This is a genomic window from Robertmurraya sp. GLU-23 (assembly GCF_052983275.1).
Genome location: NZ_JBRKCV010000013.1, coordinates 100,288 through 115,093, shown reverse-complemented (window position 1 = coordinate 115,093; position 14,806 = coordinate 100,288). Strand labels below are relative to the sequence as shown.

The 14,806-nt window shown below is 42.4% G+C and carries 12 protein-coding genes and 1 riboswitch; of the genes, 6 read left to right on the top strand and 6 right to left on the bottom strand.

The window, feature by feature from the left end:
- Window positions 1-100: 100 nt before the first annotated feature.
- The 6 genes from ACVBAX_RS18515 to ACVBAX_RS18490 all read left to right on the top strand — a co-directional run bounded on the left by ACVBAX_RS18515 (window position 101) and on the right by ACVBAX_RS18490 (window position 7,338).
- A complete protein-coding gene (locus ACVBAX_RS18515) occupies window positions 101-1,420 on the top strand; it encodes an MFS transporter (protein ID WP_447118312.1) in 1,320 nt (439 codons plus the stop codon).
- Between the two features lie 120 nt (window positions 1,421-1,540).
- Window positions 1,541-1,909 (top strand): ArsR/SmtB family transcription factor, encoded by a 369-nt coding sequence (locus tag ACVBAX_RS18510; protein WP_430774969.1) that lies wholly within the window; start codon window positions 1,541-1,543, stop codon window positions 1,907-1,909.
- 10 nt (window positions 1,910-1,919) lie between these two features.
- Entirely contained in the window at window positions 1,920-4,040 is a 2,121-nt protein-coding gene (locus ACVBAX_RS18505; RefSeq protein WP_447118333.1) for a heavy metal translocating P-type ATPase, read from the top strand.
- Window positions 4,041-4,166: 126 nt separating this feature from the next.
- Window positions 4,167-4,499 carry a metal-sensitive transcriptional regulator gene (locus ACVBAX_RS18500; RefSeq protein WP_119709870.1) on the top strand — a complete coding sequence of 111 codons (333 nt, stop codon included), beginning with the start codon at window positions 4,167-4,169 and terminating at the stop codon, window positions 4,497-4,499.
- A 13-nt stretch (window positions 4,500-4,512) separates the two neighbouring features.
- Complete coding sequence (gene copZ / locus ACVBAX_RS18495; protein WP_430774970.1) at window positions 4,513-4,719, top strand: copper chaperone CopZ; 207 nt, start codon at window positions 4,513-4,515, stop codon at window positions 4,717-4,719.
- Between the two features lie 195 nt (window positions 4,720-4,914).
- Window positions 4,915-7,338, top strand: coding sequence for a heavy metal translocating P-type ATPase (locus tag ACVBAX_RS18490; protein WP_447118311.1), 2,424 nt, complete (start codon window positions 4,915-4,917; stop codon window positions 7,336-7,338).
- 501 nt (window positions 7,339-7,839) lie between these two features.
- On the opposite strand, the gene ACVBAX_RS18485 is transcribed toward ACVBAX_RS18490, so the two are convergent.
- From ACVBAX_RS18485 to ilvD, 6 genes are all read right to left on the bottom strand, one after another.
- Complete coding sequence (locus ACVBAX_RS18485; protein WP_447118310.1) at window positions 7,840-8,802, bottom strand: NAD(P)H-dependent flavin oxidoreductase; 963 nt, start codon at window positions 8,800-8,802, stop codon at window positions 7,840-7,842.
- A 163-nt stretch (window positions 8,803-8,965) separates the two neighbouring features.
- A complete protein-coding gene (locus ACVBAX_RS18480) occupies window positions 8,966-10,057 on the bottom strand; it encodes an iron-containing alcohol dehydrogenase family protein (protein ID WP_447118309.1) in 1,092 nt (363 codons plus the stop codon).
- A 64-nt stretch (window positions 10,058-10,121) separates the two neighbouring features.
- Window positions 10,122-10,964, bottom strand: coding sequence for a MetQ/NlpA family ABC transporter substrate-binding protein (locus ACVBAX_RS18475; RefSeq protein WP_447118308.1), 843 nt, complete (start codon window positions 10,962-10,964; stop codon window positions 10,122-10,124).
- A 97-nt stretch (window positions 10,965-11,061) separates the two neighbouring features.
- Window positions 11,062-11,727: a methionine ABC transporter permease gene (locus tag ACVBAX_RS18470; RefSeq protein ID WP_430774975.1), complete on the bottom strand. Its 666-nt coding sequence runs from the start codon at window positions 11,725-11,727 to the stop codon at window positions 11,062-11,064.
- Window positions 11,717-12,730, bottom strand: coding sequence for a methionine ABC transporter ATP-binding protein (locus tag ACVBAX_RS18465; RefSeq protein ID WP_447118307.1), 1,014 nt, complete (start codon window positions 12,728-12,730; stop codon window positions 11,717-11,719). Before ACVBAX_RS18465 ends, ACVBAX_RS18470 begins: the two co-directional genes overlap by 11 nt.
- A 73-nt stretch (window positions 12,731-12,803) precedes the next feature.
- A riboswitch (SAM riboswitch) is annotated at window positions 12,804-12,910 on the bottom strand.
- Between the two features lie 179 nt (window positions 12,911-13,089).
- Window positions 13,090-14,763 carry a dihydroxy-acid dehydratase gene (gene ilvD / locus ACVBAX_RS18460; protein ID WP_447118306.1) on the bottom strand — a complete coding sequence of 558 codons (1,674 nt, stop codon included), beginning with the start codon at window positions 14,761-14,763 and terminating at the stop codon, window positions 13,090-13,092.
- Between the last annotated feature and the right edge of the window lie 43 nt (window positions 14,764-14,806).

Sequence of the window (14,806 nt, the reverse complement as noted above, 5' to 3'; positions counted from 1 at the left end):
AACGATAGGGGCAGCAGGCTTTTTTCATAAATAGTATGTAATGGGGAAAAGTAGGAAAAGAAACGTTGAACGTTGGAAGGGTGTAATCAAAGTGGGGTTAATGGAATATAAAAAACTTGATCGTCCGTTGCAAATTCTTTTGTTAGGAGTATTGCTTGCACACCTAGGTTCCTATCTTGTGATGCCTATGCTTCCTATCATACTAACAACTGAAACAGAAATAACCTTGGTACAGATTGGGACGATCTTAGCAACGATAGCCATTGCTTTTCAATTTGGAAGTATTACAGGAGGAGTTCTTGCAGACCGAATAGGGCGACGTTTTATCATCGGCTTGGGTGCCCTGATTACAGCAGGTGGAGTAATGAGCTTTGGCATATTTACCGATTACCTGTTTCTTCTGGTTTCGGCAGCCATTATGGGCCTTGGCAATGGATTAAACGCTCCCTCCACGAAGGCAGCGATTGCAACATTTGCTTCTTCAAGTGGAAACCAAACGACTGCTTTTTCACTTCGTGGGATTGCGGCCAATGTAGGAACAGGTACAAGTGGCCTTATCATTTTCTTTCTTTTAGCTGAAGCCTCAAGAACCATCTTCTTTATCGCGGCTGCCATTTATGTAGGGCTGGCTTTAGTGAGTTGGCTTTTACTTCCGAAAAATTGCGGTGACATTCCTTGTCCATCACTGCCATTAGGGGCGTATGGGGAAGCTTTAAAGCATCGGTCATTTATCATGTTTAGTGTCGTAACCGTTTTGATCTGGGCATTGTATGCACAGTTTTCACTTGCACTGCCACTGCGGGCAACAGTCGTGTTGGACAACCCGAAAAATATCTCTTTAATTTGGACGATCAACAGTTTTATCGTTATCACCCTTCAAGGCTTCATAACCAAACGTTTCATTACAAAAGTAAACCCGATCTCTGCACTAGGAATAGGAGTATTGTTTATTACGGCAGGGATATCATCGTTGTTTTTCTCAAACGGATTTTTCCTATTTATAATAAGTGGAGCCATCTTTGTGATTGGTGAAATGATGATTTTGCCCACGGTAGATAGCACGATTTCCCAGTTATCCAAACCAGAGTTAATCAGTTTATTTTTTGCGTTATCAAATGTGGTGTATGGACTAGGGGAAGCGGGAGGAAAAACAATAGGTGGCCGCCTGTTAGATGTAGGCGGTGTGAACAATGCCTCTCCTTCGATCGTCTTTACGATTGCTGGATGCGTCATATTTTTTCTTGTGATGATGTTAAGAAGATGGGGTCCATTAACCGAGTCTTTAACAAGGGCAGCGCAAGATCCGCGAAGGCCGGAGGAGGCTCCAAGGATTTCGGCAGAACCAGCGCAGAATCGAACACATCCTCTACACCGTTTTGAACCAGAAATCTTTTTCCGAAAAAAGCCTACAACGGAATAATAGGTAGGAGGACAGCTAAATTGTCCTCTTTTTCCATTATCTATAGATTTGTCACAACTATCATTTCATCTCATATGCTATAATATTCAAAAGAACGTTTGAATGAAATGGGGAAGTGTAATGGCGAAAGAGGATGTATGTGAGGTCACCTGTTTTGATGAGGAGAAGGTTACGAAAGTAAAAAATGAGCTTAATATGCAAAACACAATGGAGGTCTCGAAGCTTTTTAAAGCATTAGCGGATGACACGCGTGTGAAAATTGCTTATTCGCTAAGTGTGGAAGAGGAGCTTTGCGTATGCGATGTGGCTAATATAGTTGGATGCACGGTTGCTACCGCTTCGCACCATCTTCGACTCCTTCGAAACCTGGGTCTTGCCTCATATCGAAAAGAAGGGAAACTGGTCTACTATTCCTTAGACGATGAGCATGTTAAACAACTCGTTAACATCGCCTTTACCCATCAAAAGGAGGTGGCATTACGTGGATAATTCAACTGCAATGACGAATAGTAAGCAAGTGTACCGCGTTCAAGGGCTTTCTTGAGCCAGTTGTGCTAAAAAGTTCGAAACGAACGTAAAGCACCTGGATGGTGTTTTTGATGCAAATATAAACTTTGGTGCTGCCAAACTAACCGTGTTTGGTGAGGCAACGATAGAAGAAATTGAAAAAGCCGGTGCATTCGACGGTATAAAGGTTCAACCTGAAAAGGCTCGTATTCAAGAGGTGAAGGAGCCATTTCTACAAAAGCATGCGACGGTTCTTGCTTCCTTTGTGCTTTTAATTATAGGATGGATTATTGGTGAGCTCCGTGGCGAAGAATCCTTAGCATCGATGATAGCTTATGCATCCTCCATGGTTTTAGGAGGTTATCGCCTGTTCAACACAGGATTCAGAAATCTACTGCGCCTAGAGTTCGATATGAAAACACTCATGACCATAGCCGTTATTGGAGCTGCGATTATCGGTGAATGGGGCGAAGGAGCAACAGTTGTTATCTTGTTTGCGATTAGTGAAGTGCTTGAATCATATTCGATGGATAAAGCTCGCCAATCGATTCGCTCACTTATGGATATCGCTCCGAAAGAAGCCGTAATACGACGTGGACTTCAAGAGATGATCGTTGACGTAGAAGACATCCAAATCAATGATATTCTACTCGTAAAGCCTGGCCAAAAATTAGCGATGGATGGCATCATCGTAAAAGGCATGTCAGCCATTAATCAGGCAGCTATTACTGGAGAGTCGGTACCTGTTGCAAAGGGCGTGAACGATGAGGTTTACGCAGGAACCCTAAATGAAGAGGGCTTCCTTGAGGTAAAGGTAACAAAGCATGTGGAAGATACCACGATTGCGAAAATCATCCATTTAGTTGAAGAAGCACAAGCGGAAAGAGCGCCCTCACAGGCATTTGTTGACCGCTTTGCAAAGTATTACACACCGCTTATTATGCTATTTGCTCTCGGAGTAGCGGTTGTCCCACCATTACTGTTCGGCTTAGAGTGGAATGAGTGGGTATATCAAGGCTTAGCCGTGTTAGTAGTGGGGTGTCCATGTGCTCTCGTTATTTCTACACCTGTTGCTATCGTAACAGCCATTGGAAATGCAGCGAAAAGGGGCGTTTTAATCAAAGGTGGCATTCATTTAGAGGAAATGGGTGCCATTAAGGCGATTGCTTTTGATAAAACGGGCACCTTAACTAAAGGCATTCCGGTAGTCACCGACTATGAAACTGCTCCGAACATTCCTGCCAACGAGACATTTGCCATTATATCAGCACTAGAGAAGGTTTCTCAGCATCCACTTGCCTCTGCTATTTTAAAAAAGGCAGATCAAAGGGGATTAAATTTCGACCATTTAGTACTTGAGGATTTCTCCTCTGTAACGGGCAAAGGCATCTTTGGGAAAATTGCAGGAACGGTGTACTATATTGGAAGTCCAAGTTTTATTCATGAACAACTTCAGGGTGGCTTGGCAAACGTCTATCGTGAAAGAATTTCTAAGCTTGAGGAACAAGGAAAAACGGTGATGGCTGTTTGTTCATCTCAACAGTTCCTTGCCATTGTAGCAGTGGCCGATGAGATTCGAGAAGAAACAAAAGACGTGGTACAACAGCTTCACTCACTCGGACTGCAAAAGACCATTATGCTTACAGGAGACAATGAAGGTACGGCTAAGGCGATTGGACAGAAGGCAGGAGTAAATGAGGTTAAAGCGAATCTTCTCCCGCAAGAAAAGCTCTCTTTTATTAAAGAATTACGTGCTACTTATCAGCGGGTAGCAATGGTTGGGGATGGTGTAAATGATGCACCTGCCTTAGCAGCTTCTTCCGTTGGCATTGCAATGGGTGGAGCAGGAACAGATACTGCCCTTGAAACAGCGGATATTGCGTTTATGGCTGATGATTTAAGAAAGCTACCGTTCACTGTAAAGTTGAGTAGAAAAGCATTAAATATTATTAAACAAAATATCACTTTTTCACTTGGTATTAAGCTATTAGCTCTATTATTAATCGTCCCAGGCTGGCTTACATTATGGATTGCCATCTTTGCAGATATGGGAGCCACGCTAATTGTGACACTGAACAGCCTACGATTGCTTCGGGTGAAAGATGAATCATAGGGCTTCCTTTTGGGGAGCCTTTTTCATATAGAAGGTGTTCGAAAAATATCCATATATTTCTTTTATTTTTCATTTACATACTATACAGGGGTATGCTATTATAAAAGCATAAAAGGAGGGAGTCATATGAATCCAGATGATTCTTTGCTACATGAAGAGGAAAGCTGCCATAGCAGTGATCGGAAAAGTCATCATTCAGATAAAGTGAAAAGCAATCTTGTCACACGACTAAACCGCATTGAAGGCCAAATTCGTGGAATCAAGGGACTGATTGAAAAAGACACATACTGCGACGATGTCATTACACAAATTTCAGCCACACAATCAGCTTTAAACAGTGTCGCAAAAATATTGCTAGAAGGCCATTTAAAGGGATGTGTGGTTGATCGTCTGCAAGAGGGCGATGTAGAAGTATTAGATGAAGTACTTGTCACAATTCAAAAATTAATGAAAAAATAAGGAGTGGTTAATCATGGAAAAAGTAACACTACAAGTAGAAGGTATGTCATGCGGACATTGCGTAAAAGCAGTAGAAGGTAGCGTTGGGGAATTAGCAGGGGTTGCAGCTGTAAAGGTTGACTTAGAAAACAAATCAGTTGCTGTAGAATTTGATGCTGACAAAGTATCATTAGATTCAATTAAAGAAACGATTGATGATCAAGGTTATGATGTAAAGTAAACAGAAAAGCGGAGCCGACTGTTCTGGCCCGACAAGCATAAGGCAGGCCACGCAGGAATGCCTGCTTTCCGAAGGGGAATGACTTATGACTCGAGGGGCAAGGAGGCGGAGCTAGACAAAAAGACAACGTGCTAGAAATAGCACGTCCTCTTTTCAAAAAAAATATACCCTGTATAGGTATAAGGAGTTTTTCGTATGAGTGAAAAAGTACTAGAAAGCCAATTTCAAATTACTGGTATGACTTGTGCTGCGTGTTCTACTCGCATTGAAAAAGGTCTGAAAAAAATGGATGGTGTCACGGATGCAAATGTAAATTTGGCACTCGAAAAAGCGACGGTGAAGTTTGATGCTGCTGTAATAGGACCAGCTAACATTCAAGAGAAGATTCGTGCCCTCGGGTATGATGTAATCACTGAAAAAGCAGAGCTAAATGTGACAGGTATGACGTGTGCAGCTTGTTCCACACGTATTGAAAAAGGTTTAAACAAACTTGACGGTGTCGTCGGTGCCAACGTGAATCTCGCTTTAGAAAAAGCATCAGTTGAATATAATCCAGCGACTGTATCTGTTACGGATATGATTCAAAAAATAGAAAAGCTTGGATACGGGGCATCTGTGAAATCCGACGAAAATGAAAAGGAAACAGTCGATCACCGTTTAAAGGAAATTAAGAAGCAGCAAGGAAAGTTTATTTTCTCTTTGATCTTATCTCTTCCACTTTTGTGGGCAATGGTAGGGCACTTTTCATTTAGTTCCTTTTTATATGTTCCCGAAGCGTTCATGAATCCATGGGTACAAATGGCGTTAGCGACACCTGTCCAATTTTTCATTGGTAAGCAGTTTTATGTAGGTGCCTATAAAGCACTACGAAACAAAAGTGCGAACATGGATGTGCTTGTTGCGCTCGGAACATCTGCCGCTTATTTCTATAGTGTGTATATTGCCATTGGAACCATTGGTCACAACGCTCACGGTGTCGGATTGTATTTTGAAACGAGTGCAGTTTTAATCACCTTAATCATATTAGGAAAATTGTTTGAAGTGAAAGCAAAAGGTCGCTCTTCTGAAGCGATTAAAAAGCTCATGGGGCTTCAAGCAAAAACAGCTCTTGTTGTTCGGGATGGAGCGGAAGTAGAAATCCCGTTAGAGCAGGTAATTGCTAGCGATGTGTTGTTGGTTAAGCCTGGGGAAAAGATTCCTGTGGATGGCGTCATTTTAGAAGGACAGTCTGCACTTGATGAGAGCATGCTTACCGGTGAAAGTGTTCCAGTTGATAAAACAGTGGGTGATGTGGTCATTGGAGCAACACTTAATAAAAATGGATTTTTAAAGGTGCAAGCAACCAAAGTCGGGAAGGACACAGCTCTTGCACAAATCATTAAGGTGGTAGAGGAAGCACAAGGATCAAAGGCCCCGATTCAACGCTTGGCTGATTATATTTCAGGTATTTTTGTCCCGATCGTAGTCGGAATTGCAGTTGTAACCTTCCTTGTATGGTTTTTCTGGGTCGCACCTGGTGACTTCCCAGAAGCATTAGAAAAATTAATTGCCGTTCTAGTGATTGCTTGTCCTTGTGCGCTTGGTCTTGCTACACCAACTTCAATTATGGCAGGATCTGGTCGTGCAGCAGAATACGGTATTCTTTTTAAAGGCGGCGAGCACTTAGAAATGACGCACCGCATTCAAACGGTTATTCTTGATAAAACAGGTACGATTACCAATGGAAAGCCGGTATTAACGGATGTAGTAACTTCCATGAGTGAAGAAGAATTCTTAACATTGGTCGGTTCTGCGGAGAAGCAATCGGAGCACCCTCTTGCACAAGCCATTGTGGAAGGAATTAAGGAAAAAGGAACAGCGCTTGTCGATGTGACTCAGTTTGAAGCGATTCCTGGCTTCGGAATTAAGGCTATGGTAGCTGAAAAAGATGTGTTAGTCGGGACTCGTCGTTTGATGAAGAAGTATGAAATTGATGTAGAAGAAATGGTTCTTGAACACATGGTCTCTTTTGAAAAAGAAGGGAAAACAGCGATGCTAGTAGCGGTTGATGGCACTTTTGCTGGTATCGTTGCAGTTGCTGATACGATAAAAGAAACGTCACGGTCAGCCATTGCGCGCTTGAAGGAAATGGGACTTGAAGTGATCATGATTACTGGTGACAACGAGCAAACCGCTCAATCAATCGCAAAAGAAGCAGGAGTAGATCGCGTCATTGCCGAAGTGCTTCCAGAAGGAAAAGCCGAGGAAGTGAAAAAGCTACAAGCTGCTGGAAAGAAAGTGGCGATGGTTGGCGATGGAATCAACGATGCTCCAGCTTTGGCAATCGCTGATATCGGTATGGCGATTGGAACAGGTACCGATGTAGCGATGGAAGCAGCGGACATTACGCTTATCCGCGGTGACTTAAACAGCATTGCAGATGCCATCTATATGAGTAAAAAGACGATCACAAATATTAAGCAAAATCTATTCTGGGCGTTTGCCTACAATACACTAGGTATTCCGATTGCCGCACTGGGCTTCTTAGCTCCGTGGCTTGCGGGAGCAGCCATGGCCTTCAGTTCTGTATCAGTTGTGTTAAACGCATTACGGTTACAGCGAGTGAAGCTAAAACAATAAAGACTGCATGCCTCGACTTTGGTCGGGGTATTTTTTTGTTTGGGTTGAGCGTGGTTATGACTTGAAGGGGATAGAATAGGAGGGGGCTCGAGTCATAAAGTGAAGGTTATGACGTGTGAGGCATAGGAAATGGATGGAGATAGGTCATAAAGTGAAGGTTATGACGTGTGAGGCATGGGAAAAGGAAGGAGAGAGGTCATAAAGTGAAAGTTATGACGCGGGAGGCATGGGAAAAGGAAGGAGAGAGGTCATAAAGTGAAGGTTATGACGTGTGAGGCATGGGAAATGGAAGGAGAGAGGTCATAAAGTGAAAGTTATGACGCGGGAGGCATGGGAAAAGGAGGGAGAGAGGTCATAAAGTGAAGGTTATGACGTGTGAGGCATGGGAAATGGATGGAGATAAGTCATAAAGTGAATGTTATGACATTTAAGGCAAGAAAAAGTTAGAGTCTCTGTCATAATATTCAGAGGGTTAGCCACTTCAGCTAACCCTCTCGATATTTATTTACTAATCGCTACTCGATATTCGTTTGTTAGATTTTCAAAGATTTTTTTCACAGGAAGAATCTCTTTAATTTCATGAACTCTTGCTCCTGCAAACACAAGTCCATTTTCAACATCGCCCGCCATAGACTTTAATAGAGAATCAAGGGTACAGAAGCGATACGAACAATTTTTCAAGCAATCCAGGCATTTCGTGATTTTTAGCTTTTCAGAAGTAGTGATTAATTCTGTAAAGTGATTCGCAATCGCGCGACCATGAAGACCAACTGTCGTTTTGACGAGGAGCGTATCTTTCTTCGTCGCTTCGACGTATTTCTGCTTAAAGGAAAGTGGTGCATCACATTCCTCACTCGCAACAAACCGAGTTCCCATTTGGACTCCAGAAGCTCCCATGCTGAACGCTTTGGCAATGTCTGCTCCTGTCATGATTCCACCCGCTGCGATAACTGGGATCGATACGGCCTCCACTACTTCAGGAAGAATCTCAAATAATGGACGTTCAGTCCCAAGATGGCCACCCGCTTCATGTCCTTCAACAACAACTGCCGCTGCACCGAGGCGCTCAGACATTTTCGCTAGTTTCGCTGAGGACACAATTGAAAGAACCGGAATACCTGCTTTCTTGCCCCATGCATACATATCCCTTGAAATCCCAGCCCCTGAAATAATAAAATCGACCTTTTCTTCAAGAGCCGCCTTCATTTTCTCTGCAAAGTCATTCATTGCAAATAATACATTTACACCAATATATCCTGCATCCTTCTTCACAAGCGCTTTAGCTTGACGAATATGGTTTCTCATTTCTTCAACGGAAATCCCTGTACCAGAAATTATGCCAATTCCACCTGCATTTGCAACAGCAGATGCAAGCTTGCTAAGGGAAATTCCAACACCCATGCCACCTTGAATAATCGGAGCTTTCGGAAGCATATGTCCGATTTTTAACTGAGGAAAATTCATGATTATCACCCATTTCTTTTAATCTCCATTAGATTCTAGCATGTAGTATGGGAAAATGATGTGATATATATTACTAGGTACTAAAAATTGATAATAATAGTTGATAACATTTTGTGAACATTGAATAAAAATGTTCCATTTGGATAAAAAACCCCTTGTTCTGTTAGACAAGGGGATCAACAAAGGTTTCCAGTGATAGAATTGCGGTTAATAGATCGTCTGAAGTAAAGTCCTTCTCCAAGTAATGAATGGACTCATCAGAAGCTACTGTTCTCTCGGCGATTGCTTTGAGTTTTTCGAGATCATCGTGGTTTAGGCCTAGATCTCTTAATAGTATTGGAAGCTCTAAAGCTTTGTAGAAAGGCAGAAGAGAGGCAACTTCTTCTAAATTCTCCTCGAGCACTAGCTGAACAAGTATACCGTATGCTACTTTTTCACCGTGTAATAGATGATGGGTTTCTTGAGCTACCGTTAATCCATTATGAACCGAGTGGGCAGCAGCAATTCTCCCGTACCGGTCTCCGAATCCACCGACCATTCCACCAGCTACAATGATCGTTTCAATTACTTGAAGAAAAGCAGGTGAAGAAGTGTTTGCTTCCATCGCGTTCAGTGCAGTTTGACTATGTTCAAGTAAAACAATCTGGCAAAGCCTCGCACTTTGATGGGCGATTTTTACAGGCAACGGAAGGTCTTGTAAGTCGCGTACTAACACATCAGCTTCGTACCATTTGGCCAATGTGTCTGCAATCCCTGCTCGAACATATTTAATTGGTGAATGAAGAATGATACGCGGTTCTATTAAGACGATTAATGTACTTTTCGGAAAAATGGTGTAATGCGTGAATTCGCCTTCTTCTGTATAAAACACGCTTAATGGAGTCCAAGCAGCGCAGGTGGAGGCAAGAGTCGGGATAAGAATGGCTTCTTTGTTTGTTTCATTTGCCACTGCCTTTGCCAGATCAAGCACTTTTCCTCCGCCGATACCGATGATGGCGTCGATATTTGTACCACTGACGATCGTAGAGATTCTCTGTACTTCAATTAATGAGCACTCCCCCCGATAGGAAACAAAGGTGAGCTTTACATTTGACATATTTGGAAAATAGGATGCTGCTGCTCTCCAAGATTGTTCTCCGTGAATGACTAAGCAGTGATGAATTGAATTCAAGAGAAGTAGATTTTCAAGGTCATTTAACGAACCCTCATGACATGCATAATAGGAGGGAGCACCACGCACTTCGAGTTTTGTCATTGTCTTCATTCCTTTCTAGTAAAAACAACGCCGGTAAGGGCGTTGTTTTTTACTAGTTTATCAATTAGCGATTTACCATCCATTCAGGTTTACCAAAGCCTTGGAAGTCCTCGTCGATGATGGTTTCAAATTCTTCTGATTCAACAACTTCTTTCAGATCTTTTGCAAATTGGCTGTCAATATTCTTTGTGTCAACTACCACACGGTTACGGTATTGATCTGGCATATTTTCAAGCTGTAATGCGTCTAATAAGTCCATTTTTGCTGCTAAAGCGAAGTTACCTGGTACAGCAGCAAGGTCCACGCTGTCAACCGCACGTGGTAGCTGAGCTGCTTCAATTGGTTGGAATACTAGATTTTTTACGTTCTTTTCTACGTCTTTTTCTGAAACCGTTAATGGGTCAGCATCTGCGTTTAATGTGATTAACCCAAGATCTTCTAAAATTAAGAAAGCACGTGCTGCGTTTGTTGGGTCATTTGGAATAGCTATATCAGCACCCTCAGCAATTTCATCTATAGAAGTAAACGTATTTGAGTAGATTCCCATTGGTGCAGTTGGTACGGAAATAACATCAGTTAGTTCAATCTTATTTTCTTTTGCGAAGTTTTCCATGTAGATTTTGTGCTGGAATAGGTTCGCGTCAATGTCTCCCTTGGAAAGAGCGAGATTTGGTTGAACATAGTCACTGAATTCTACTACTTCTACTTCATAGCCTTTTTCCTCTAATAAAGGCTTAATTGCGTTTGAAACCATGTCACTATATGGACCAGAGGTTGCTCCAATTTTCACTTCTTTTTTCGTAGTTGCACTTTCCTCAGAAGAAGAAGCTTCCTCAGAACTTCCACCGCAAGCTGCAAGAGCCGCAATAGCAATCAAAATGACAAAACTCAAAAATAACTTTCTCATCGTAAATATTCCTCCAATAGTTTTATGGTGTCTGTCACCCTTCGTGGACAGTTGGTGCGTTTTTGTCCTTCTGGGATGGACAGTGGTCACATGTGATTTATTTTTTGTTTACTGCTTTTGCTAGTCGGTCACCGAAAAATTGGATGAGCTGGACTAAACAAATTAGGATGATAACGGTGGTGATCATGACGGTGTTGTCGTATCGGTAGTACCCGAACCGGATGGCAAGGTCCCCAACACCACCACCGCCAACAATTCCAGCCATCGCGGAGTAAGCGACTAAACTAATAATCGTAATGGTCACGCCTTGGATGATCCCTGGTTTGGCCTCTGGAAGAAGAACCTCCTTGATGATCATCCACGGGGAAGCTCCGACCGCGACCGCTGCCTCAATCACTCCTTTATCTATCTCACGCAGTGACTGTTCTACCAATCTTGCAAAGAAAGGAATCGCAGCTACTGAGAGTGAAACAGAAGCGGCAGTTGGCCCAATTGTTGATCCAGCGATCAAGTCAGCCAATGGTAAAAGGGCAATGAGCAAGATAATAAACGGGACCGAACGAATCATGTTCACTAAAAATCCAACAATCTGATTAAATAGGGAATTCTCTAAAAATAATCCGCGGTCGGTAACAAACAATAGGACTCCCACGGGCAATCCGACAATCATAGCTACCACAATCGATATTCCCACCATATAAATCGTTTCAAAAAAGGCTTTGTTTAAATCGGGTAGCAACTCTATTAAGCTATCAAGCGGCATCTCGGATCACCTCCAAGCTTTCTGTGCGAGATGTGATATATTGAATCGCATGTTCTACTTCAGCGGTGTCACCTGTAAGTTCCATAATGAAGATTCCAAGTGGAGTGTCTTTTATGTACTCGATTTTGCCGTGTAAAATATTGCCCTTCACTTGGTACTTCTGTAGTGCATCTGAAATCACTGATTCTTCAGCAATCGCCCCGCGGAAATGAATCTTTACAATTTTTCCTTTGCTTGAAGATAGCAAGTGTTCTGGTAAATCAAATTGTAGAATGGTATTAATGAATTCCTTGGTAAGTTCGTTTATTGGATTTGCGAACAAGTCATACACTGGCCCTTCCTCAACAATTCGCCCGTCCTGCATAACTGCCATTCGGTCACAAATCTCTTTTACGACTTCCATCTCGTGTGTAATCAGTACAATTGTTAACCCTAACTCTTGGTTAATCTTTTTTAACAAAGATAAAATCGATTTCGTCGTGCTCGGGTCTAGGGCAGAGGTAGCTTCATCACAAAGGAGAACGGAAGGGTTATTCGCTAACGCTCTCGCAATTCCTACTCGTTGCTTTTGTCCACCGCTCAACTGAGACGGATACACATCACGCTTATCTGACAAGCCAACCATATCAAGTAGCTCAGTTACTCTTGCATCAATCTCTGCTTTCGATTTATAAGCCGCTTTTAGAGCAAAAGCTACGTTTTCAAAAACCGTCTTTGAGCTTACGAGATAGAAGTGTTGGAAAATCATCCCGATTTTCTGGCGAGCACTTCGTAGCTCCTTTTTTCGCAGTGACGTAAGAGAAACCCCGTCGATCTTAACTTCTCCTGAGGTAGGAGCCTCCAATAAATTCAAACAGCGTAGTAACGAACTTTTTCCAGCGCCGCTATACCCTACAATTCCAAAAATTTCGCCTTTGTTCACGGTTAGTGACACATGGTCCACACCTATTACTTCACCTTTTTTTGTTTGATAGACTTTCACCAAGTCTTTTACTTCGATCATTCATGTCACCCCTTAAGCTATAAAAATACAAAAAAACCTCTTTCCAGTCAGAAAGAGGCATCGTTATATATACGACTTATCTTTCAGAATGGAATCATTCTGTAGGAAGTGGCACCGTTCCATGAAATGGAGGTTGCCGGACGTCATAGGGCCTAATCCCTCAGTCACTCTTGATAAGTAAAAGGTCTTATTAATTTGTTACATGAATCATAAATCTAATAGGGGAGAAGTGTCAACAGCTGTTTTTGATAGAGGGAAGTGTAGGCAACGCTTACATAACTGAGGCTGTAGGCAGGAAAAAAATTTATAAAAATAAAAAAACACCCATCCACAAATCGTGAATGAGTGTCGAGAAATGATTAGATTTTCATAACTCCACCGGTGCTAGCAGATGTTACAAGCTTTGAATAACGAGCAAGATAACCCTTTTTCACCTTTGGTTCAAAGCCTTTCCAGTTAGCTTTACGCTCGGCCCATTGTTCGTCAGAAAGAACAACGTCCATGGAACGAGCGTCAACATCGATGACAATTTGATCTCCATTTTGGATAAACGCTAATGGTCCACCTTCAGCTGCTTCTGGTGAAGCGTGACCGATAGACAATCCGCGTGAAGCTCCAGAGAAGCGGCCATCTGTTACAAGAGCAACCTTCGCACCAAGTCCCATTCCCATGATTTGAGAAGTTGGAGCTAGCATTTCAGGCATACCAGGTCCACCTTTTGGACCTTCGTAACGGATAACAACTACGTCGCCTTCTTTTACTTTTCCGTTTGCAATGCCGTGAAGGGCTTCGTCTTGTGAATCAAATACAACAGCCGGTCCTTCATGGCGGTTTCCACCTGTAATTCCACCTGTTTTAATGATGGCACCATCTGGAGCAAGGTTACCAAACAATACAGCTAGGCCACCCTTTTCGCTATGTGGGTTATCAATGGAATGAATGACATCGAAGTTCTTTACATCACAGCCAGCGATATTTTCACCGAGTGTTTTCCCTGTCACCGTTAATGTATCTAAGTGAAGAGCTCCTTCTTTCTTAGATAATTCGTTTAGAACCGCAGACACACCACCCGCTTCATGCAAATCTTCAATAAATACATCAGAAGCAGGAGCAAGCTTAGACAAATGAGGAACACGAGCCGCTACTTCATTGATTCTTCCGATTGGATAATCGATTTCTGCTTCATGAGCTAATGCTAATGTGTGAAGAACTGTATTAGATGATCCACCTAATGCCATATCAAGGGCAAACGCGTTATCGATTGCTTTTTCTGTAACGATATCACGAGGCTTAATATCCTTTTCAATCAGTTCCATTAACTGAGTTGCTGATTTCCTAACGAAATCTCTACGCTCAGGCGCTACAGCTAAAATTGTTCCATTACCAGGAAGAGCCAATCCAAGAGCTTCTGCTAAACAGTTCATCGAGTTTGCTGTAAACATACCTGAACAAGAGCCACATGTCGGGCAACCAAACTGTTCTAATTCTAAAAGTCCCTTGTCATCAAGTTTTCCAGCTTGGTATGCACCTACACCTTCAAATACAGAAGAAAGTGAGATCTTTTTGCCTTCACTAGTCACTCCAGCCTTCATCGGTCCACCACTTACGAAAACAGTAGGGATATTTAAACGAAGTGACGCCATTAACATACCTGGAGTAATCTTGTCACAGTTTGGGATACAAACCATTCCATCGAACCAGTGAGCAGCGACAACCGTTTCAACTGAATCAGCAATAATTTCACGGCTTGGAAGCGAGTAGCGCATGCCGATATGACCCATTGCAATTCCATCATCGACACCGATTGTGTTCATTTCAAATGGAACTCCACCTGCTTCACGGATAGCATCTTTGACAATTTTTCCAAACTCTTGTAAGTGCACATGTCCTGGTACGATATCGATGTAGGAATTAACTACCGCGATAAATGGTTTACCAAAATCCTCTTCTTTTACCCCAGCCGCACGCAATAGGCTTCGGTGTGGTGCACGATCAAATCCCTTTTTTATCATATTACTTCTTAATTCTGCCAATCTAATTCCCTCCCAATCTATCAAAACACGATGGTGTTAATGT